Origin of the sequence: Streptomyces sp. NBC_00569, assembly GCF_036345255.1 — a bacterium.
Lineage (GTDB): Bacteria > Actinomycetota > Actinomycetes > Streptomycetales > Streptomycetaceae > Streptomyces.
Map to the genome: position 1 here is coordinate 2,883,812 of NZ_CP107783.1, position 21,898 is coordinate 2,905,709.

The 21,898-nt window shown below is 72.4% G+C and carries 16 protein-coding genes; 9 read left to right on the plus strand and 7 right to left on the minus strand.

Annotation, left to right across the window (positions count from 1 at the left end; translation table 11 throughout):
- The first annotated feature begins 39 nt into the window (after positions 1-39).
- On the plus strand, positions 40-801 hold the full coding sequence (locus tag OHO83_RS13045) for a hypothetical protein (RefSeq protein WP_266675180.1): 762 nt from the start codon (positions 40-42) through the stop codon (positions 799-801).
- A gap of 53 nt (positions 802-854) precedes the next feature.
- Here the strand turns inward: OHO83_RS13045 and OHO83_RS13050 are convergent, their stop codons facing one another.
- Entirely contained in the window at positions 855-1,631 is a 777-nt protein-coding gene (locus OHO83_RS13050) for a GntR family transcriptional regulator (RefSeq protein ID WP_323186947.1), read from the minus strand.
- A gap of 141 nt (positions 1,632-1,772) precedes the next feature.
- Here OHO83_RS13050 and OHO83_RS13055 point away from each other — a divergent pair, with 141 nt between their 5' ends.
- Together OHO83_RS13055 and OHO83_RS13060 are read left to right on the plus strand one after the other, a co-directional pair.
- Complete coding sequence (locus OHO83_RS13055; RefSeq protein ID WP_266675178.1) at positions 1,773-2,618, plus strand: (2Fe-2S)-binding protein; 846 nt, start codon at positions 1,773-1,775, stop codon at positions 2,616-2,618.
- 216 nt (positions 2,619-2,834) lie between these two features.
- Positions 2,835-3,914, plus strand: coding sequence for a DUF2637 domain-containing protein (locus OHO83_RS13060; RefSeq protein ID WP_266675177.1), 1,080 nt, complete (start codon positions 2,835-2,837; stop codon positions 3,912-3,914).
- Positions 3,915-3,976: 62 nt separating this feature from the next.
- Here OHO83_RS13060 and OHO83_RS13065 read toward each other — a convergent pair whose 3' ends face one another.
- From OHO83_RS13065 to OHO83_RS13080, 4 genes are all read right to left on the minus strand, one after another.
- The gene (locus tag OHO83_RS13065; protein ID WP_330279488.1) at positions 3,977-4,504 is read right to left on the minus strand and encodes an ATP-binding protein; all 528 of its coding nucleotides are present in this window, start codon (positions 4,502-4,504) and stop codon (positions 3,977-3,979) included.
- A 136-nt stretch (positions 4,505-4,640) separates the two neighbouring features.
- Positions 4,641-6,386, minus strand: a complete 1,746-nt coding sequence (locus tag OHO83_RS13070; RefSeq protein WP_266675175.1) for a pyruvate dehydrogenase — start codon at positions 6,384-6,386, stop codon at positions 4,641-4,643.
- A 68-nt stretch (positions 6,387-6,454) separates the two neighbouring features.
- The gene (locus tag OHO83_RS13075; RefSeq protein ID WP_330279489.1) at positions 6,455-7,996 is read right to left on the minus strand and encodes a protein phosphatase 2C domain-containing protein; all 1,542 of its coding nucleotides are present in this window, start codon (positions 7,994-7,996) and stop codon (positions 6,455-6,457) included.
- 154 nt (positions 7,997-8,150) lie between these two features.
- The gene (locus tag OHO83_RS13080; RefSeq protein ID WP_330279490.1) at positions 8,151-11,897 is read right to left on the minus strand and encodes a S8 family peptidase; all 3,747 of its coding nucleotides are present in this window, start codon (positions 11,895-11,897) and stop codon (positions 8,151-8,153) included.
- Between the two features lie 198 nt (positions 11,898-12,095).
- Between OHO83_RS13080 and OHO83_RS13085 the strand changes: the two genes are divergently transcribed.
- From OHO83_RS13085 to OHO83_RS13110, 6 genes are all read left to right on the plus strand, one after another.
- Positions 12,096-13,121, plus strand: coding sequence for a winged helix-turn-helix transcriptional regulator (locus OHO83_RS13085; protein WP_330279491.1), 1,026 nt, complete (start codon positions 12,096-12,098; stop codon positions 13,119-13,121).
- Between the two features lie 85 nt (positions 13,122-13,206).
- A complete protein-coding gene (locus OHO83_RS13090; protein WP_266675171.1) occupies positions 13,207-13,689 on the plus strand; it encodes a DUF456 domain-containing protein in 483 nt (160 codons plus the stop codon).
- Positions 13,690-13,842: 153 nt separating this feature from the next.
- Entirely contained in the window at positions 13,843-16,170 is a 2,328-nt protein-coding gene (locus OHO83_RS13095) for a glycosyl hydrolase family 95 catalytic domain-containing protein (RefSeq protein ID WP_330279492.1), read from the plus strand.
- 175 nt (positions 16,171-16,345) lie between these two features.
- Positions 16,346-18,040: an MFS transporter gene (locus OHO83_RS13100; protein ID WP_330279493.1), complete on the plus strand. Its 1,695-nt coding sequence runs from the start codon at positions 16,346-16,348 to the stop codon at positions 18,038-18,040.
- The gene (locus OHO83_RS13105) at positions 18,037-19,467 is read left to right on the plus strand and encodes an amidase (RefSeq protein ID WP_330279494.1); all 1,431 of its coding nucleotides are present in this window, start codon (positions 18,037-18,039) and stop codon (positions 19,465-19,467) included. The genes OHO83_RS13100 and OHO83_RS13105 overlap by 4 nt, the downstream gene beginning before the upstream one ends.
- Before the next feature lie 77 nt (positions 19,468-19,544).
- The gene (locus OHO83_RS13110; protein WP_266675167.1) at positions 19,545-19,913 is read left to right on the plus strand and encodes a PPOX class F420-dependent oxidoreductase; all 369 of its coding nucleotides are present in this window, start codon (positions 19,545-19,547) and stop codon (positions 19,911-19,913) included.
- On the opposite strand, the gene OHO83_RS13115 is transcribed toward OHO83_RS13110, so the two are convergent.
- Together OHO83_RS13115 and OHO83_RS13120 are read right to left on the minus strand one after the other, a co-directional pair.
- A complete protein-coding gene (locus tag OHO83_RS13115) occupies positions 19,910-20,401 on the minus strand; it encodes a methylated-DNA--[protein]-cysteine S-methyltransferase (protein WP_266675166.1) in 492 nt (163 codons plus the stop codon). The two genes, OHO83_RS13110 and OHO83_RS13115, sit on opposite strands and share 4 nt — an antisense overlap.
- Entirely contained in the window at positions 20,398-21,798 is a 1,401-nt protein-coding gene (locus OHO83_RS13120) for a DNA-3-methyladenine glycosylase 2 family protein (protein WP_266676733.1), read from the minus strand. The genes OHO83_RS13115 and OHO83_RS13120 overlap by 4 nt, the downstream gene beginning before the upstream one ends.
- Between the last annotated feature and the right edge of the window lie 100 nt (positions 21,799-21,898).

Genomic DNA, 21,898 nt, shown 5'->3' on the forward strand with positions numbered 1-21,898 from the left:
AATGGTGTGCTCGGGGAGGGCAACGTGGCGCATACCGCCATGTCTGGTTCCGGAACGACTGCAGGGGACGATCCACTCCAGACCGCGGTATGGCGGCTGCGCTCGCGCGCCTGCTGGACCGACGCGGCCTCGCTGCTCGAGCGGCTCGCCGCGACGGACGCGCGGGCCGCGCTCCAGCGGGCCGCGCTGCTCGGGGAGCGCTGCCTCTACACCGAGCAGGGCTGGGCCGCCGCCGAGGACGCGCTGCGCGCCGCCGAGGCGCTGGCCCACAACGACGGCGAACGCGGCGCCGCGGCCTGCGAGCGCGGCCAACTCGCCTACTCCGCGACACTGTTGGGGGTCCGAGACCGGGCCGACGAGGCACGCTCCGCGCTCGGCAGGGCCGCCGCGCTGCTCCCGCCCGGCGCCCCGGGACGCGCCCTGCTCGACTTCCGGCGCGGCCTGATGGCGGAGAACCTGTCCGACTCGCCGCAGGCGGCCAGGGCCGCGTACCGCAGGGCCCACGCGGGCGCGACGGCGCACCCCGATCCGCTGCTGCTCTCCTTCACCTGGCGCCATCTGGCCGGACTCGCCCTGCGCGACGGCGAGTTGGCGGAGGCGCGGCACGGTTTCGCCGAGTCGCTGCGCATCCGCGAGGAGCTCGGCTACCTGGTCGGCACGGCCCCGGCGCTCGCGTCCCTGGCGGAGGCGGAACCCGATCCGGAGGCGGCGGCGCGGCTGCGCGCGGAGGCGTCCCGCCTGTTCCGCCTGCTGGGCGGCGTCCCGACGTGGCTGGCGGAGCACTTGCCGACCGCGGCCTGACGGTCCGGGGGCCCGACGAACCGGGGCCTGACGGTCCGGGGGCCTGTTGAGGCCTAGTCCGCCGCTCCGGCGAAGTGCTCCCGCACCAGCGCCTGCACCACCGCGAGGTCCTGGGCCTCCAGCGCCGCGAGGAGTGCCATGTGTTCCGCGGCGTCGGCCACCAGGTCGGCGCGGCGGGACAGCGGTCCGCCGCCGGGCAGGGGCCACTGCGAGCGGCGGTGCAGGTCGTCGGCGACCTGGACGAGCTGTTCGTTGCCGCCGAGGGCGAGCATCGCGCGGTGGAAGGCGCGGTCCGTCTCCGCGTAGTGCGCGCGGTCGCCGCCGGCGGCCGCGACGGCCGTCGCGTCGGCCAGGGGCCGCAGCTCGGCCCAGCGCGCCACCGGCACCGTACGGGCGAGCCGCAGCACCACGGGCACCTCGATCAGTGCCCGCACCTCGGCCAGCTCGGCGAGCTCGCGGGCGCTGCGCTCGGTGACCCGGAAGCCGCGGTTCGGCACGACCTCGACGGCACCTTCGCGGGCCAGCTGCTGCATGGCCTCACGGACAGGCGTGGCGGAGACGCCGAGTCCGTCCCCGAGGACGGGCGCGGAGTAGACCTCGCCGGGCACGAGCTCGCCGTCGACGAGCGCGGTGCGCAGCGCGTCGAGCACCTGCCCGCGCACGGAGGTGCGCTCGACGCGGGGGCGCGGCGGCAGCGGCGTCTCGCTGTGGGTGTGCTCGCCCCGGGTCTGCTCGGGCACCTGGTGCCACCCGGCGGTGCCCCGCTGCTCGGGAACGCCCGCGGGCAGCCCTGAGGCGGCGCTGTCGGCGCGCGTTCTGGCCTGCTCCACCCAGGTCCTCCCCGGTCGTCGGTAATCCGCGGAATTCGTCCAACGCAGAACCATAGGCCGCCAGGCCCGCAGTTCAAACCCCCGACCGTTCGGGTAAGGTAAGGCTTACCTGCAAACGATCGCGATTCGGTGGTCCCCTGCATGCCTTTTCCCGCATCGGCCCCCGTGGCCACCAGCGCGCTCACGCCCGCGTACACCCGGCTGACCGAGGTGTTCGCGGGTCTGCGGATCACAGAGCTCGCCGAGACCGAGCAGCCCCCTCAGGGCAGCGGCTGGGTCGCCGCCGCCCGGCTCGCGGAGGGCGGGCCCGCCCTCGACGCGTTCCTCGCGTGGGACAACGCGCAGGTGCTCAAGGACTACGGGCAGCAGGCCCGCCCGGACGTCGTCGCCAGTTTCGGCCTGCACCGTTACGCCTGGCCCGCCTGCCTGCTGGTCACGGTGCCGTGGTTCCTGGACCGCCGCGTCCCGCGCCTCCCCGTGACGAACGTCGCCTTCCAGCGCACGCTGGGGCGGATGGCCGTACGCGTCACCGACTTCGCCTGCCTGCCGGGCGACCCCGCCGCCGCACTGCCCGGCGCCCATGTCGTGCCGGACGAGGAGGCGCTGCGGGCCGAGGTGCGCGCGGCCGTCGCCGACCACCTGGGCCCGGTGCTCACCGGATTCGGACCGCGGATGCGACGTGGCCCGCGCGCCCTGTGGGGCATGGCGACGGACGAGATCGTCGAGGGGCTCTGGTACATCGCCCATCTGCTCGGCGAGGAGCGCCGGGCGATGCGGGAGCTCGAACTGCTGCTGCCCGGCACGACGAAGCCGTACGTCGGCAAGCCCGCGTTCCGTGAACTCACCGGCCCCGACGGGCAGTCGCTGCCGACCCGCGACCGGGCGAGCTGCTGCCTCTTCTACACGCTGCGTCCCGAGGACACCTGCGTGACGTGCCCCCGCACCTGCGACGCGGACCGAGTGGCGAGGCTGAGCGCAACCGCCTGAACGCGACGACGGCAACCCCCTCGGCGTGAACCACCCTTTCGAGTGACGTAATTCGAACTCAACTTCCCTCATTCTCAAGGGAGTTCGAGCGCATGTCCGCTTCGTGCGCCCCCTCGCACTCCAATGGCGTTCTCTTGTCCCGAAACTCCTTGCGCACCGGTGGCCTTGAGCCAATATGGCGGCCGAAAAGCCCTACCGCGACGCAAGGGACCCCAGATGAGACTGACCGACATATCGCTGGACTGGCTGCTTCCCGGCGCCGTGCTGCTCCTGGGCCTGCTGGCGGCGGTGGCGGTCCTCGCGCGCAGCAAGCGCGCCGGGGAAAGAGCGGCCGCGTCGTCCGACGACTCGTGGGAGCGCAGCGAGGAACGCCGCAGGCGCAAGGAGGCCGTCTACGGCACCGCGTCCTATCTGCTGCTGTTCTGCTGCGCCGCCGTGGCCGCCGCACTCTCCTTCCACGGGCTTGTCGGCTTCGGCCAGCAGAACCTGAACCTGTCCGGGGGCTGGGAGTACCTCGTCCCGTTCGGCCTCGACGGCGCGGCCATGTTCTGCTCCGTGCTCGCGGTGCGCGAGGCGAGCCACGGCGACGCGGCGCTCGGCTCCCGGATACTCGTGTGGACCTTCGCGGGCGCCGCCGCCTGGTTCAACTGGGTGCACGCGCCGCGCGGCATCAGCCACGCGGGCGCCCCGCACTTCTTCGCCGGCATGTCACTGTCGGCCGCGGTCCTCTTCGACCGCGCGCTGAAGCAGACGCGCCGCGCGGCCCTGCGTGAACAGGGCCTGGTGCCACGGCCGTTGCCGCAGATCCGGATCGTGCGGTGGCTGCGCGCGCCCCGCGAGACGTACGGCGCCTGGTCGCTGATGCTGCTCGAGGGTGTGCGCACCCTGGACGAAGCGGTGGACGAGGTGCGGGAGGACAAGCGCGAGAAGGAGCAGACCCGGCTGCGCAGGCGCGAGCACGAGAAGCTGGAGCGGGCCCAGCTCAAGGCGATCAGCCGGGGCCACCCCACGCTCGGCGGGCGCGGAGGGCGTCAGGTGGACGTGCAGACCGCCGTCTCCGCGGGGTCCGGCACGGGGCAGGCGGGCGCGGAGCCTGCCATATCGGAGGACCCGCCGCCCTCACCCCAGGAACAGCTCCCGCTGCGCGCGCGTCCCTCCCTCCAGGCCGTCAGAGGCGGCCCTGAAGCCGGCAAGCCCGTCACGGTCGACCTCACGGCGGAGGACGACACCCAGGCCCTGCCGCGGCTCGACTCACTGGAGCAGAAGCTCAAGGACCTCGAGCAGCAATTCGGCTAGGGGGGCGTCCGAAGGGAGTTCGGCCGGACGGGTGCGCCGTTCCGGGCGGCGGTCCCACGGTGTCACGCGGGGCCGCCGTCCAGTTCGAACCAGACCACCTTGCCCACGCCCAGTGCCCGTACGCCCCAGGCGTCCGCGAGCGACTGCACCAGGACGAGGCCCCGGCCGTTCGTACCGTCGTCGGCGACCGGTACGCGCAGCCTCGGCCTGCGCCCCACGAAGTCCCTGACCTCCACCCGGAGCCTCTTCGGCCCGACGGTGGCCGTGAGGACGGCGTCGTGGTCGGTGTGCACCAGGGCGTTCGTCACCAGTTCGCTGGTGAGCAGCTCCGCGGTCTCCGACCTCTCCGGCGGGCCCCAGTCGTCCAGGAGTTCGCGCAGTGCGCGCCTCGCCTCGGGCACCGCCCGCAGGTCGGACCGCCCCAGCGTGCGCCTCAACAGCGCGCCTCCGCCGTCGCCCGTCGTGCCGTCGTGCGCCGTGTTGTCGTCCGCCGTGCCGTCGTTCGTCGCCCCGTCGCTCCCTGGCGCTTCCTCCGTTGGGGAGCGTCCGGCCACCGTGGTGGGAACGCGCCCTCGTACCAGCCGTTTCATGACCCCCGCCCGCACGCCGATGACCTTGCCCCTTCTCCTGCGACCACGCTCGAACGCGTACACGGGAATGCATGCCCCGCACGCATGTCCGCACTCCTGTGGATTCATCCACCAACGAACTCGCGGTCCGGCGGTACTACGGGCGCGGCAGGTTGCGGATGTTGGAGCGGGCCATCTGCACCATGCGGCCGACGCCGCCGTCCAGGACGATCTTGGAGGCGGAGAGCGCGAAGCCCGTCACCATCTCGGCGCTGATCCTGGGCGGGATCGACAGGGCGTTGGGGTCGGTGACGACGTCGACGAGGGCGGGGCCCTTGTGCTTGAAGGCGTCCTTGAGGGCCCCGGCGAGCTGTTTCGGCTTCTCCACGCGCACCCCGTACGCTCCGCACGCGCGGGCGACGGCCGCGAAGTCGGGGTTCTTGTTCGCCGTCCCGTACGACGGGAGCCCGGCCACGAGCATCTCCAACTCGACCATACCGAGCGAGGAGTTGTTGAAGAGGACGACCTTGACCGGCAGGTCGTACTGGACGAGGGTCAGGAAGTCGCCCATCAGCATGGAGAACCCGCCGTCGCCCGACATCGAGACGACCTGGCGGTTGCGGTCGACGAACTGGGCGCCGATCGCCATCGGCAGCGCGTTGGCCATGGAGCCGTGCGAGAACGATCCGATCACGCGGCGGCGGCCGTTGGGCGAGATGTAGCGCGCCGCCCACACGTTGCACATGCCCGTGTCGACGGTGAACACGGCGTCGTCGGCGGCCAGTTCGTCGAGCACGGAGGCGACGTACTCGGGGTGGATCGGGACGTGCTTCTCCACCTTCTTCGTGTACGCCTTGATGACGCCTTCGAGGGTGTCCGCGTGCTTCTTGAGCATCTTGTCGAGGAAGCGCCGGTTCGTCTTCGGCTGCACGCGCGGGGTCAGGCAGCGCAGCGTCTCGCGCACGTCGCCCCACACGGCGAGGTCCAGCTTCGAGCGCCGGCCGAGGTGCTCGGGCCTGACGTCGACCTGGACGATCTTCACGTCCTTCTGCGGCAGGAACGCGTTGTACGGGAAGTCCGTGCCGAGCAGGATGAGCAGATCGCACTCGTTCGTCGCCTCGTACGCGGCGCCGTACCCGAGCAGCCCGCTCATGCCGACGTCGAACGGGTTGTCGTACTGAATCCATTCCTTGCCGCGCAGGGCGTGCCCGACCGGCGACTTGATCTTCTCCGCGAAGTCCATGACCTCGGCGTGCGCGCCCGCGGTGCCGCTGCCGCAGAAGAGCGTGACCTTGGCGGCGTCGTCGATCATCTCGACGAGCCGGTCGATCTCGGTGTCGCCGGGGCGGATGGTCGGCCGGGACGTGACGATCGCCGTCTCGACCGACTTCTCGGGTGCGGGCCGGTCGGCGACGTCGCCGGGCAGCGTGACGACGCTGACGCCCGACTGGCCGACCGCGTGCTGGATCGCCGTCTGCAGGACGCGCGGCATCTGCTGCGGGTTGGAGATCATCTCGCTGTAGTGCGAGCACTCCTGGAAGAGCCGGTCGGGGTGCGTCTCCTGGAAGTAGCCGAGGCCGATCTCGCTCGACGGGATGTGCGAGGCGAGCGCGAGGACCGGGGCCATGGAGCGGTGGGCGTCGTAGAGCCCGTTGATGAGGTGCAGATTGCCGGGCCCGCAGGAGCCGGCGCAGGACGTCATCTTCCCGGTGATCTGCGCCTCCGCCCCGGCGGCGAACGCGGCGGTCTCCTCGTGCCGTACGTGGATCCAGTCGATCGCGGAGTTGCGGCGGATCGCGTCGACGACCGGGTTCAGGCTGTCGCCGACGACGCCGTACATACGCTTGACGCCCGCGCGGACGAGGATGTCGACGAACTGCTCGGCGACGTTCTGCTTGGCCATGACTCACGCGCCCCTTCACGAACCGTCCTGTGGACACTCCCTTCCCCATGAATCCACAGCGGGCGCGGTTACGCCTCCCAAACGGCGGCGGCCGTGCGGTCGTCCGCGTACCCCTTGACGCGTACCTGGGTGTCCGCGAGGAACGCGGTGAGGCCGGGCGGGCCGCTCCCGTCCCAGCGGCGCGTGAGGTGCCCGGACAGCTCCGGCTCGCCGCGCAGGGGCTCGGCGAGGCCCGCCGTGCACAGCAGGAGCGTGTCACCCGGACGGGCGACGGAGGCACGGAAGCGGAACGGGTCGCGGGGCTGCTCGGGCGCCGGCTCGTACGGGCTCGGGGGCGTGGTGATCCCGAGGTCCATGGTCAGGCGGTCGCCGTCGGGAGTCTCCGGCGGCGGCGAACCGTAACCGACGACGGGGGCGCCCGACACCTCGGAGACCTGCGGCTCGATGTCCTGCCACTCGCCGTCGCGCAGCCGGAACAGGCCGCCCCCGCCGACGCCGAAGAACACGCGGGTGCGGCAGCCGGGGTCGGCGGGCAGCAGGAGGCAGCGCAGGCTCGCCGTGTACTCCTCCGGTTCCAGGCCCTGCTCGGCGGCGCTCGCCCTGAGCTTTCCGAGGCTGCGGTCGGTCAGGCGGTGCAGGCCCGACTTGAGGTCGCCCCGGTGGGCGGCGCGGATGTCCTCGGCGAGCCTCGCGTGACTGCGGCCGACGGCTCGGCCGATCCAGTCGCAGGCCTCGGCCGCCGCGCGGTGCGCTCCGGGTGTGGCGCGGGCGCCGGTGGCCATGGCGACCAGGATGAGGGCGCCGGCGCCCGTGCCGAACCGGGCGGTGAGCAGGCAGTCGCGGCGGGGCTCGCCCCGGTAGCGCGCGGAGTCGCCCCGCACGGACACCGCGCGCAGGGTGGAGGACCCGTACCTGGCGCCGTCCAGGACGGTGTCGGCGACGAGGTCGTCGAGGGTGTCGGGGTCGGCGGGCGGGAGCGCGGTGGGTTCGGCGTCGTAGGTGGGCGGGCCGTCGCCCACGTAGGGGACGACCGGGGGTTCGGTGCGTGCCTCCGGCGCTTCGGCGACGACCGGCTCGGCGTCGGGGGCCGCGTCGGGGGCGTGCGCATCGGCGTCGGGCGCGCGGAGGTCCGGCGCGGCGGTGGGAGGGGGCGGTGGTGGCCGGTGGCCGGGCGGCGGTGGCACGGACGGGAAGCTCTCGGGGCGCCCCGGAGCGTGTGCCGGGGGTTCCCACGGGGCGCGCGGAGCCGGCGGCGGGTCCACGGGCCGGGCAGGCGCCGGCGGTGATGACGGCGACGGTGGCGGCACCCTCCGGGCGTCGCGCGCCCCGGGCATGCGCTGCTCCGGGACCGGCGGCCGCTCCGTGACCTGCTCGGGCACCGGCCCGGGGTCGTGCTCAGGCTCCGGCTCCGGCTCGGGCTCCGGGAGTTGCTCCTCGCCCCCTTCGGATTCCGGTGGCGAGACCGTCCCCGACGCCGAGGCGAAGCGGTCGTCGAGGGTGTCCGGGGCCGGGGTCGGACCTGTGTCGTCGGTGGATTCGTCGTACAACTGTCCCCACCAGTCGTCGCCTTGACCGTGTCGGCCGGAGTTCCTCTCCCCCTGCTGGCTCATGCCCTTATTGTCCACCGCATGGGCCGTACGAAAACGGGACACTCGAAAACGACCAGAAATGGCCCCGAATGACCCGGCTTGAAGCGAAAAAGGTCCGCCGGGCGACCCCACCCCCCACGGGAAGGACGCCCGGCGGACCGGCTCGTTCGGGTGATCAGCGCACGTCGTAGGCGCGCGTCACCGTCTGTTCGACCGAGTTGCCGTTGGCGTCGGTCAGTTGGGCCTTCAGGGTGACCTGCTTGCCGGAGGCGCCCGCGTGGTTCACGGTCGCGCTCCACTTGCCGTCACGCTCGGCGGTCTTCGCCTCGGTCCACGTGGTGCCGCCGTCGTAGGAGTACGACAGCTCGGCCGAGGTGAGCTTGCCGGGCGTGTAGCCGGCGTGGCCGGTCGCGGTGAGCGTGATCCGCTGGCCGTCCGTGGCGGGCAGCGTCTTGAGGTCGTCCTGCGGCAGGGCGTAGTGCGGGAAGAGCAGCGGGATGCCCTGCGAGTAGACGTTCTCGTCGAGGTGTGAGCGGAACGACCAGGTCGTCTGCGTCTGCGTGGACCGGTTCCAGGCGCCGAAGCTCTGCTTGAAGGTGTTGAGCGTCATGTCGTACCGCGCGTCGTCGCCCGGCACCTGGAACACGCCGAACGGGACATTGCTGTGCCCGAGCGCCTCGCCGTCGCGCTTGAGGTCGACGGAGCCGAAGTCCCCGAAGCTGCCCTGGACCCCCTGGTGTTCGCTGTCACCCCAGAAGCCGGGCGCGACGCCGATCAGGTCGCCCTGGCGTTCGGCGGCCAGCGCCGGCTCGCCCGCGTCGTCCAGCGGCGTGGTGGGCGCGAGCACGTCGCCGTACCACTCCTCGGTGCGGTGCTCACCCTTCTTGTAGGTGCGCACCGGGTCGATCATGTACTCGCCCCAGGGGAAGCTGCTGGAGACCTGGTGGCCCCAGCCCGTGGTACCCGCCGAGTAGAGCTCGGTGCGGTGGGAAGGCGCCGCCACGGTCTCGAAGTCACCGAAGTAGGCCGTGAGTCCGCTCGGGCGCGTGACGCTGGGCAGGTCCAGGTAGTCGGTGGGCGTGCCCATCGCGCGGTACGTCGCCTTGTTCTCGGCGAGGTCGCGGTCGCGGACGGTGTAGGTGCGCGCGCTCTGCACGGGGCCGGTCTCGGGGAAGGCCAGGTTGTAGAAGTACGGGCTCTTCGCCGTGCCCTTCCAGTGGAGGGTCACGTCGCCGGCGCCGATCCGGGCGAGCAGGTCGGCTGCCTCGTCGGACGGGATGCCGATGACGGGCAGCGGGCCGCCGATGAAGCCGACGGACGGGTAGAAGCGCCCCGGGATCGAGCGGTGGGCGAGGACGGCGATGGCTCCGGCGTCCTTGGCCGCCTTGGCCACGGCCGCGGCCGCGCCGTTGTCGGCGAGCTTGACCAGGGCGATCTTGCCCTTGACGCCGGCCGCGGCGAGTTCGGCGGCCGTACCGGACCCGGCGTCGACGACCTGGGCCTTGCCGGAGCCGTCGAGGTTCGCGGAGTTCGTCGCCCCGGCCACCGCGTGCAGCGCGGGGCCGCCTACGACGCCGAACTCGCTGAGCTGCGGGGCCGCCGCGCGCCAGAAACTGTCGAACTCGAAGGTGCCGTCGGTGGCGCGGCCCTCGATGTCGGCGTAGTACCCGGCGACGGTGCGGCCGCCGGCCGCGGTGGCCGCGTGCAGCCAGGTGTCGTCCCAGCTGCGGGCGAACCCGAGGGTGGCGCCCCGCACCTCGGACGCCTTGTCGGTCTTCACCTCGAGGCGGCCGGCCTTGCGCGCGTCGAGGACGACGGTGGTGTCCTTCTTGACGTCGAGCTGCGGGCGGGCCAGGTAGGAGAGGGAGTTGAGGAGGGTGCCCTCGGTGTCGGGCGTGGTGACGAAGCTGGAGAGGAAGTAGCGGCCCTGACGTATCTGGTACGTCTGGTCGGCCGCGCCCTCGTTGAAGCGGCGCTCGCCGCTGGCGTCGTCGGTGCCGATCAGGTCGACGGACGACTGCCCGGCCGCGGCCTTGCCCGAGCGGTCGACGAGCTTGACGCGGAGGGTGACCGTCTCGGGCTGCACATACAGCGAGAAGGGCGTGGAGACGCCGACGCCGTCGGCGGTGGCGAGCACACGGCCGGTGACGTCGCCGTACTGGGCGGCCTTGAGCGAGGCCGTGGGGTCGATCTTCAGGGGGACCTTGACGGTCGCGCCCGCCGGGACGGTGACGGTGTGCTCGCCGAGCTTCGCGACCGAGGAGCGGACGGCGGAGCCGTCGTTGCCGGTGACGCCCTTCACCTCCAGGCTCAACCGCACGGCCTTGTCGGTGGTGTTCGTGTAGGGCACGTCGACGGTGGTGCGGTCGCTGCTGTCCTGCGGCCAGTTGAAACTGCCGCCCTGGACGGCGCTCGCGCCGAGCACCTTCTCGTCGATCGCGGCCTTCACGTCGAGGCGGCCGCCGCCGGTCTCGCGCACGTCGCCGGGGATGGCCGCGTCCGCGGAGGACACGAGGGCCGCCTTGATCTGCTGGGCGCTCCAGTCGGGGTGGCGCTGCTTGACGATGGCGGCGGCGCCCGCGACGTGCGGGGTCGCCATCGACGTACCGCTCATCGACTGGTACGCGTAGATGCCACGGCCGCCCGCGGCCGCGGCCGAGATGGCGACGCCGGGCGCGGTGATCTCGGGCTTGAGCGTGTGCGAGCCGTAGGCCGGGCCGCGACTGGAGAAGCTCGCGGTGGTGTCGTCGTGGTCGACGGCGCCGACGGTCAGGACGCTCGGGGCGCAGCCGGGTGAGGAGACGGTGTTGTTGCCGGGTCCGGTGTTGCCCGCCGCGATGACGAAGAGGGTGTTCTTCGACGACTGCGCGAGTTCTTCGGTGGCGGTGGCCATCGGGTCGGTGCAGTCGGACTTCGCGGGGTTGCCGAGGCTCATGGAGACGACGTCGGCGCCCTGGTCGACGGCCCACTGCATACCGGCGATGATCCACGAAGTGGCGCCGGAGCCCGAGTCGTTGAGGACCTTGCCGTTGAGGAGCGTGGTGCCGGGGGCGACGCCGCGCTCCTTGCCGTCGCTCGCCGCGCCGGTGCCGCCGACGGTGGACGTGGTGTGGGTGCCGTGACCCTGGTGGTCGCCCGCGTCCTCGGAGTCGGTGAAGTTCTTCGACTCGGCGACACGCCCCTTGAGGTCGGGGTGGTCGGTGTCGACGCCGGTGTCGAGGACGGCGACCTTGGTGCCCTTGCCGTCGTAGCCCGCGGCCCACGCCTCGGGGGCGTGCACCTGCTTCGTCGACCGGTCGAGGCTGGCCTGCATCTTCCGGTCGAGCCAGAGCTTCTTGAGGGAGCCGGCGGCGCGGGAGCGGGTGTCGGTGACGTCGGCCCAGAAGTCGGCGGCCTTCTTCTTGTCGGCCTTCAGCGCCACGCCGTCGACGGGGTCGAGCACGAGGCCGCGCTCGGCGCCGCGCGGGGCGGCGGGCGCGCTGCGGGCGACGTCGACGGACTTGTCGTAGACCGCGATGAGCGGCACCGACTTGCTGTGCGCGTCGTCGTAGCCCTGGCGGACGAGGCCCGTGACGTTGAAGAGCTCCTCGTCGACGCGGCCGTCGGCGATCGCCTTGACGGCGCCCGCGGGGTAGACGTAGAGGTCCTGGCCCGACGTCCGCGTCTGCACGAGCGGGGCGGTGCCGTCCTCCCCGGGGAGCGCGGTGGCCACGCTGTGACCCGAGCCGTCCTTGGTCACCAGGATCCGGTCGCCCGTGACGAGCGTGACGACGGAACCCGCCCCCTCCTTCGCGGCCGCCTCGCTGCCGACGAGCGGTCTCTTGGCGTCCTCCCGTGGCTCGGCCACGGTAGGCAGGGCCGCGGTGACGGCCAGGACGACGGCGGTCGCCGCCACCGAGGCCGTACGCGATATCGCGCGCATCGCTCTCCCTCTCCCCAGGTGAAAGCGCAGGTGAATACGGCACAAAGGCCCTATTCCCGGCGGATGTTGGTGCTGCGGTGGCGCCACATTGGCAGAGAGAGCGGTGGTGCGGGGAAGATGGGGCGCGGCGGGTTTGCGCCGTGGCCGTTTCCCGCCACGGTGCCGCCGGAACCGAGGCTCGGGGAGGGGCATCGCCGCATGCTGGGTGCGATAGGTCTGGACGAGATGCACGAGAGCGCCTACCGCGCGCTCGTGTCGCTGGGCGCGGCCGACGTGCCCGATCTCGCGGGGCGGCTCGCCCTCGCCGAGTACGAGACCGAACACGCGCTGCGCAGGCTGGAGCGGCACGGGCTCGCCGCGCAGTCGTCCGCGCGGCCGGGGCGCTGGGTCGCGGCTCCGCCGGGCGTCGCCCTCGGGGCGCTCCTGACGCAGCAGCGGCACGAGCTGGAGAAGGCGGAGCTGGCGGCGGCGCTGCTCGCCGAGGAGTACCGGGCGCAGGCCGCCGAGCCCGCCGTGCACGATCTGGTCGAGGTGGTCACGGGCGCGGCGGCGGTCTCACAGCGGTTCCTCCAGCTTCAGCTGGGTGCGACGGACGAGGTGTGCGCGCTGGTCACCGGCAATCCGATCGCCGTCTCGGGCATGGACAACGAGGCGGAGGAGCAGGCCGCAGGCCGGGGCGTCGCGTACCGGGTCGTGGTGGAGCGCGAGGTGCTGTCGATGCCGACGGGGCTGACCGAGCTGTCGGCCGCGATCGGGCGCGACGAACAGGTACGGGTCGTCGACCGGGTGCCGACGAAGCTGGTGATCGCCGACGGGGCGCTCGCGATGGTGCCGCTGACCTCCCGCGCGGCGGAGCCCGCGGCGCTCGTCGTCCACGCGAGCGGGCTCCTGGAGTCACTGTCCGGCCTGTTCGAGGCGGTCTGGCGGGACGCCCTGCCACTGCGGCTCGGCGAGAGCAGCCACGCCATCACCGAGCAGGAGCCGGACGGCCCCGACGGCACGGACCTGGAGATCCTCTCCCTTCTCCTGGCCGGACTCACGGACGCGAGCGTCGCCAAGCAGCTCGACCTGGGGCTCCGCACGGTCCAGCGCAGAGTGAAGCGCCTGATGGAACTGGCCGGTGTGACGACGCGGCTCCAGCTGGGCTGGCATGCGTACGAGCGGGGCTGGGTGTCCCGGGACGCGCTGGCGGAGCCGCGCGGGGTGCACGCCGCGGAGGGCTGAGTTCCACGGCCGGAAGCCGTCGGTGGTGGCGGAGAGTGAAGCTCTGCGATCTGCGGGTTCCGTCGTTGTCCGGCACTCTTGGCAGATGGGCGTGTGGGAACTCCTGCTGGTGGGAGTGGTGATGCTGCTCGGCCTGTGCGGGGTGCTCGTGCCCGGGGTGCCCGGGTCGTGGCTCGTGTGGGCCGCGGTCCTCGTGTGGTCGCTCCAGGGCCCGAACGGGCCGGCCTGGGGTGTTCTGGTCGGCGCCACCGCCGTCCTGCTCGCCGCCCAGGTGCTTCGCTGGCAGCTCCCGCCGCGCCGGCTGCGCGAGAGCGGGGCCACGCGCCGCACCGCGGTATGGGCGGGGGCCGGAGCCCTCGTCGGTTTCTGCGTGATCCCGGTGATCGGATCGATCCCGGGGTTCGTCGGAGGCATCTACCTCTGCGAGCGCCTGCGCCTCGGCCGGCACGGCGACGCCGTCGCCTCCACCCGGACCGCGATGCGCGCCGGCGGCTCCAGCATCCTGGCCGAACTTTTCGCCTGCCTGCTCATCGTGGGCGCCTGGATCGGGGCCGTGATCTGGGGTTAGGCGTTCCGGTTCACGTACACGCACAGCATCCACATAGCGCGGATTACATCGGATCTCTCCCGGCATATTGACGCGGTATCGTCACATCCCTAGCTTGCCGCAGGGGATAGCTCCGATGAATCGACGTCTGCTTCGACACGTGGAGGCCGCGCCATGCCAAGACCGTCCAGAAGGACCGTGCTCGCCACCGGATCCACCCTCGCCGGCGCCGCGCTGGCGGGCGGGCTGCCGTCACAGGCCACCGCCGCCACCCCCGTCTCGACCCCCGCCACAGCGGCGAGCGCTCCCTCCGAGGACGCCTGGCGCACCGTCCTCGACGACGCCGACCTCGTCTGGCAGAAGATGCCGAAGACCTGGTACGAGGGCCCGTACCTCGGCAACGGCCTGCTCGGCTCCGGGATCTACCAGGAGCCCGGGAAGAATGCGATCCGCTTCAACGTCCAGCACTCCGAGGTCCAGGACCACCGACCGGAGTTCGGGTCCCTGTTCGGTCTGGCGCGGCTGCCCATCGGCTACTTCACTCTCGAACCCGTCGGCGCCGTCACCGGCCTCGACTGGCGCCTGCGCCTTCGTGACGCGGAGCTGACCGGCACCCTCACCACCGACAAGGGCACGCTCACGATCCGCGCCCAGGTCACCAACGCGCTCTCCGTCCTCGCCGTCGAGGTCACCCCGTCCGGGGGCGAGCGCGGCTTCGCATGGGTCTTCCACCCCGCGCAGTCCATCAGCCCGCGCGCCGCGTTCCAGCCGATCCCGGCCGGCTACGAGGGCAATCCGCCCGCCGAGTCCGGTGAGGACGACGGCGTCTCCGTCTGCGTCCAGCCGCTCCTGTCCGGCGGCCAGCACGTCACCGCCTGGCGCGAGCGTGCCCGCGGCGAGCGGCGGACGCTGTACGTGAACGTGGCGCACTCCTTCCCGAAGTCCACCGCCCGCGACCGGGCCGTCTCGACGGTGCGGGCCGCGGCCCGGCTCCCGTACGACGCCCTCGCCGTGACCCATCGCGCCTGGTGGCACGCGTACTACCGCAAGAGCTTCCTGTCCGTCCCGGACGCGCGGATCCAGCGCTTCTACTGGATCCAGCTCTACAAGACCGCGTCCGCCGCCCGCCGGGACGCCCCCGTGATGGCGACCAGCGGCCCCTGGCTGGAGCCCACCCCGTGGCCCGCGACCTGGTGGAACCTCAACGTGCAGCTGGAGTACTGGCTGATCCACGGCTCGAACCACCTCGAACTCGACGCCGTCACCAGGGCGTTGGGCGAGTTCCGGGACAACCTCACCGCCGAGATGGCCGCCCCGTACCGAGCCGACTCGCTCGGCATCCCGCGCACCACGGACATGCATCTCGTGAACGGCGGCGCGACGAGCAACGCGCAGGGCTACGGCGTCGGCATCCCCGGCCAGGACACTCCGACCCCCGAGGTCGGCAACCTCACCTGGGCGCTGCACAACGTGTGGCTGAGTTACCGCCACACCATGGACGAGAAGATCCTGCGCGACGTCCTCTTCCCCCTGCTGCGCAAGGCGATCAGCTACTACCTGCACTTCCTGGAGCCGGGAGCCGACGGCAAGCTGCATCTGCCCGCGACGTTCTCGCCCGAGTACGGCGGCAACACCCGCGACTGCAACTACGACCTGATGCTCCTGACGTGGGGCTGCCGAACCCTACTCGATTCGGCCGAACTCCTCGGCATCGAGGACGAGTTGGCGCCGCGCTGGCGTGAGGTGCTCGCCAGGCGTGTGGCGTACCCGACGGACACGAACGGCTTCATGATCGGCGCGGACATCCCCTTCGCGAAGTCCCACCGCCACTACTCGCACATGCTCGCGGTGTACCCGCTGTACGAGCTGACCGGCCGCACCCCCGACGAACTCGCCCTGATCGAGAAGTCGTTGGCCCACTGGGTCGGCTTCGAAGGGGCCCTCCAGGGCTATACGTTCACGGGCGCGGCCTCGATGTCGGCGCTGCTCGGCAAGGGCGAGGACGCGCTCAAGTACCTGGGCCAGCTGATGTCCCGCTTCATCCAGGCCAACACCATGTACAAGGAGTCGGGCCCCGTCATCGAGACGCCCCTGTCGGCCGCCCAGTCCCTGCACGACATGGTGTGCCAGTCCTGGGGCGGCGTGATCCGCGTCTTCCCGGCCCTGCCCGCCGCCTGGAAGGACCTCACCGTCCACAACTTCCGTACGCAGGGCGCCTTCCTGCTGAGTGCGGTGCGCGAGGGGGGTACGACGCGGTGGGTGCGGCTCGTGAGCGAGGCGGGCGCGCCGTGCGTGGTGCGGCACGGGATCGCGGGCGCGGTCGACGTCCGCGACGGGCGGGGCAGGCCACTTCGCTTCGAGGACGCGGGCGACGGGGCGATCCGGATCACCCTGCGCAAGGGCGACTCGGCGCTCGTCACGGCGAAGGGCGACCGCCCCGACCTGAGCGTCGGGCCGGTCACGGCGAACGCGCCGGCCGCGCGCTGGGGACTGCCCGCCTGACATGAACCCATGACCGGCGGTCCGGTCCTGCCCGGCTCCGGGCAGGACCGGACCCACGCTCCCGCCGTAACGGGATCACAAATCCTTGTCCCACCCCTAGGAGATACCGACTGGACGGTATTAGCCTCCCCGACCATGCACGCGCTGGCGTGTGTCTCGACAGCAGGGAGGCGTGATGTCGGTTTCGTCACCGGCGGACACGGCGCGGCGCACCAGCCGGCCGTTCCCTTCGGCACTGAACGGCCTCGGCGGCAGACGGCTCGACCACTACCCCGAGAGCGGCCCCCGCTACTGGTACCTGGCGATCGTCGTGCTCGCCACGATCGTCCTCTACTACCAGCTGTACATCCAGTACGCGGTGTCGACAGCCATCATCAGCCACTACCACATGACGTTCCTGTACTTCGTGTACATATCGGTGGCCGCCAACGCGGTGGGCGCCTTCTCGTCCCTGGTGGCCGGTCTCGCCGACCGCTGGGGCCGGGCGAACATCGTGGTCTACGGCCTGCTCCTGGTCGGTCTGCTCACCACGTTCGTCCTGCCCAACGCGCCGGGCAAGGCGAGCTATCTGGTCGTCTACTCGGCCGTGTCACTCGTCGAGGGCATGATCCTGGTCGCCACCCCGGCGCTGATCAGGGACTTCTCTCCGCAGCTCGGCCGGGCCTCGGCGATGGGCTACTGGACGATGGGCCCGATCATCGGCAGCCTCGTGGTCACCGCCGTCACCTCCCGCACCTTCAGCGGCGCCACCACCTGGCAGGACGAGATCCGCTACGCGGGCATCAGCGGCCTCGTCGTGTTCGTCGTCGCGCTGCTCGGACTGCGCGAGCTCGCCCCTGCGCTGCGCGACCAGATCATGGTGAGCCTGCGCGACCGTGCGCTGGTCGAGGCGCGGGCCAAGGGGATGGACACCGAGGCGGCGCTGCGCGGTCAGTGGCGCCAGATGCTCCGCCTCGACGTCATCGGCTCCGCCGTCGCCATCAGCGTCTACCTCCTGCTGTACTTCGCCGCCGTCGGCAACTTCGTGCTCTACTTCGCCACCACCTTCGGGTACTCCCCGCAGCGCGCCAACGCCCTGCTGAACTGGTACTGGGGAGCGAACGCGATCTCCCTCGTCCTGGCCGGCCTCTTCTCCGACCGCCTGCGCGTGCGCAAGCCCTTCATGCTGCTCGGCGCGCTCGGGTCCATAGGCTTCACGCTGGCGTTCACCCTGCACGCCACCCAACCGCACACCGGCTACTACACGTTCGCGTTCATCGTGGCCGGCATCGGCGTCACCAGCGGTATCGCGTACTCGCCGTGGATGGCGAGCTTCACGGAGACCGTCGAGCGGCACAACCCGGCGGCCACCGCCACGGGGCTCGCCGTGTGGGGCTGGATCGTGCGGATCACCGTCGCCCTGTCCGCCGCCTTCGTGCCGCTGGTGGTGAGCACCGTGACCCCGCTGATCGAGCACGGCGCGGAGGTCAAGGCGGCGTCGGTGCAGGCGGCTCCGGCCCTCGCCATCACGAAGGCCCACCCGAAGCTCTTCGCCGAACTCGGCACCTACGCGCCGGGCAAGGCGCCCGCCCCGCTGCTCGCCCAGGCGCAGAAGGAGGTCGGCGCCGAAGGGCTGAGGACCGTGCAGCAGGCGGCGCCGCAGCTGAAGATCCTGCGCGAACACGGGCCCGAGGTGCAGCGGGCGAGCGCGGACAACGCGCACGCGTGGCAGACCTGGTGGTGGGTGTGCCTGGGCGGGCAGGTGCTGTTCCTGCCGTTCATCTTCCTGATGACGGGCAGGTGGCGGCCGCGCGACGCCCGCCGGGACGTCGAGGAGCACGAGGAACTGGTGGCCCGGCAGGTCGCCGAGCTGAAGGAGAGCACCGCATGACCGCCCCGGCCCAGCTGCACGCACTCGGCGCGCTCGAACAGGCCGCCGCCGTCCGCAAGGGCGAGGTCGGCCCGGTGGAACTCGTACGACATCACCTGGACCGGGTCGAGCGCTACGACGAGCGGTTCGGCGCCTTCCTGACCGTGACGTCCGACGCCGCCCTGGCCGGAGCGGCGGCCGCGCAGGAGCGGCGCGCGGAGGGGGACCTGCCCCCTCTGTTCGGCGTACCGACGGCGGTCAAGGACCTGGTCGACACGGCCGGCGTGCGCACGACGTACGGGTCCAAGGCCTTCGCGGGCCATGTGCCGGAGGCCGACGCCTACAGCGTGACCCGGCTTCGCGAGGCGGGCACGATCAGCCTCGGCAAGACCAACACCCCCGAATTCGGCTGCTGTTGCTACACCGACAACGATGTGGCGGGTCCGGCCCGCAACCCGTGGGACCCGGCCCTGTCCGCCGGGGGATCCAGCGGCGGGGCCGCGGTGGCCGTGGCGCTCGGCCTCGTGCCGGTCGCGCACGCCAGCGACGGGGGCGGCTCCATCCGGATCCCGGCGAGCGTCTGCGGCCTGTTCGGCATCAAGCCGTCGCGGGGCCGGGTCAGCTCGGGACCCACCGGGATCGAGGTCAACGGCCTCTCCGTACAAGGACCGTTGGCGCGCGGCGTGCGCGACGCGGCGGCGATGCTGGACGCGCTGGCCGGGCCCGAGCGGGGCGACCCGCACTGGGCGCCGCCGCTCCCGCCGGGCGAGACGTTCCTCTCCCACGCCGAGCGCTCCCCCGGGCGGCTGCGCATCGGCCGGTACGCGCGGCCCGCCGCCGAAGGCGTGACGGTGGATCCCGTGTGCGTGGCGGCCTGGGAGCACGCCTCGCGACTGCTCGAGGAGCTCGGGCACATCGTGGAGGACATCCCGACGCCGTTCGGCCCCGAGATCAGCGGCCACTTCGTGACGGCGTGGGCGGTGCAGTCGCTCGGCCACGCCCTCGACGCCGGTGCGGAGGAGCTGCTGCGGCCGGTGACGCGGGCCTGGCGCGAGTTCGGGCGCGGGGTCGGCGGCGAGCAGCTCGCGGCCGCGATCACCGGGATGCAGCGCGCCGCACGCCACGCGGTACGGGCGACGTCCGGCTACGACGCCGTGCTCACCCCGACCCTGGCGACGCTGCCGCAACCGCTCGAGTTCTTCGACGAGTCCGGCGACCCGCTCGACAACCTGCGCCGCCAGAGCGCGTTCAGCGCGTTCACCAGCCCGTACAACATGACGGGCCAGCCGGCGGTCAACGTCCCCCTGTACTGGACCCCGCAGGGCGGCATCCCCGTGGGTGTCTCCTTGGTGGGCCGCCCCGCCGACGAGGCCACCCTGATCGCCCTGAGCGCGCAGCTGGAGGAGGCGCACCCCTGGCACCACAGGTACGCACGCCTCTTCTCGTAGCCGTCGCCACGCATCGGGCAACGGCCTTAGGACCGGGGCCCGATGCGTGGCGGGGGCGATCGTGTTTGGCTGAGGCCATGACCGAATTCAGCGAGGCCGAGATCGCGTATCTGAAGTCCCAGCGCCTTGGACGGCTGGCCACCGTCGACCCGAAGGGCCAGCCGCAGGCGAACCCGGTGGGATTCTTCCCGCAGGACGACGGGACGATCCTGGTCGGCGGATACGCGCTCGGGACGACGAAGAAATGGCGCAACCTCCAGGCGAACCCGAAGGTCGCGCTCGTCGTCGACGACATCCTCAGCGTCCAGCCCTGGAAAGTGCGGGGCGTCGACATCCGGGGCGAGGCCGAACTCCTCACCGGCCCGCACCACCTGGGCGCGCACTTCAGCGAGGAGCTCATCCGCATCCACCCGCGCAAGATCCACAGCTGGGGGCTCGACGATTAGTGGTCCTGGAGGACTCCCTCCAAGGACAGCAGCTGCAGCTTGCGCTCCAGACCCCCCGCGTAGCCGGTGAGGGAGCCGTCCGCGCCGATCACTCGGTGGCAGGGGCGGACGATGAGGAGGGGGTTGGCCCCGATCGCGCCGCCGATGGCGCGCACCGCGGCGCGCGACGCGCCGATGCTCGCGGCCACGGCGCCGTACGTGGTCGTCGCGCCGTACGGCACGGCGTCGAGCGCCGCCCACACCTTCTCGCGGAACTCGGTGCCCTGCGTACTGAACTCCAGGTGGAATTCCTTGAGTTCACCGGCGAAGTAGGCGGTGAGCTGCTTCTCGGCGTCGGCGAATCGCTCGGGTGCGCGCCGCCACCCGGGCTGCACCGTGCGGCCGCCCTTCTGCCCGGGTACGGACAGCGAGGTGAGGGCGCCCGACTCGTCGCCGGTGAGCAGGAGCTCACCCACGGGGCTGTCGAGCACGGTGTAGTAGACGGTCATGACTGCTGCTCCAACTGTCGCTGTGTCCAGAGGTGTTGCTGTGCGTACGTGCGCCAGGGGCGCCAGGTGTCCGGTACGGGTTCCTGCCTCGGCCCTTCGGGCAGCGCCACGTCCGGGTCGGCCAGGGACCGCATGCGGATGAGGGCGGCGGTGCGGGCGTCGACACCGGGCAGGGCGCGCAGTGCGGCCTCGGCGTCGTCGCGGTCGGCGCCCGGATCGAGGCGCAGGGTGCCGTCGGCGAGGGCCGTGGCGAGCGATCCGACCGGTCCCGGCTCCCCGGCGAGGTCGTCGGGTGAGGGGAAGACATGGGTGAGGGTGCCGCAGGGCGCGTCGACGGCCTTCGCGTACCGCTCGACGAGCCGCGCCGACTCCGCCCGCCCGGCGAGGAGCCGCACGGCCAGCTCGTCGGGGTCGGCGGCGCCCGGTGCGCGCAGGCCGGGCCGTGCGGCGACGAGCGGCGCGAGGCGCGGGTCGGCGCCGAGGCGCTCGTCGATCGCGTACGGGTCGCTGTCCAGGTCGAACAGGCGCCGCAGGCGCCCCACGGCTGTCGTCAGGTCGCGCAGGTCGGTGAGGTGGATACGGGCGTCGAGCCAGCCGCCGTGGTGCGCGGCGCGGCTCGCGGGCGTCGACCTGGTGCGCTCGTCGACGGAGACGACGCCGGTGCCGTACGGCAGGCGCAGGGTGCGCCGGTAGATGCGGGCGCCCGGTGTTCCGGTCATCTCCTCGACGCCGTCGAGGGCCTCGCGGGCGAGGGTGTCGAAGAGGGGGCGGGCCTGGTACGGGCCGCGGTGCGCGAGGCGCAGGGGGATGCCGGCCGCGGTGGCGGTGGCGCGCGTGGCGGGGGCCTCGGCGCGCAGCTCCGTGGGCGTACGGGCGTAGACCGCGCGGATCGTGTCGTTGAACTGGCGCACGCTCGCGAAACCCGCGGCGAACGCGATCTCCGTGATCGGCAGACCGGTCGTCTGGAGCAGGACGCGCGCGGTGTGGGCACGCTGGGCGCGGGCCAGGGCGACGGGGCCGGCGCCCAGTTCGGTGGTGAGCTGGCGCTGTACCTGGCGGGAGCTGTACCCGAGGCGCACGGCGAGCCCGGCGACGCCCTCGCGGTCGACGACGCCGTCGCCGATCATGCGCATGGCGCGGCCCACCACGTCGGCGCGTACGTTCCAGTCGGCCGAGCCCGGCACGGCGTCGGGGCGGCAGCGCCGGCAGGCGCGGAAACCGGAGCCCTGCGCCGCCGCGGCGGTGGCGTAGTAGCGGACGTTCTTTCGCTTGGGGGTGACCGCGGGGCAGCTGGGACGGCAGTAGATGCCGGTCGTCTCGACGGCGAAGAAGAACTCCCCGTCGAAGCGCGCGTCACGGCTGCGCACCGCTTCGTACCGCGTGTCCTCATCGATCATCACGTCCTCCAGTGTGCGCCCGCGCGCCACCGGGGGCTGGCGGAATTCGGACGTGACGCTGGGGAGGGGGTGCCGCGGCCCCCGCGCCCCGTACGGGACG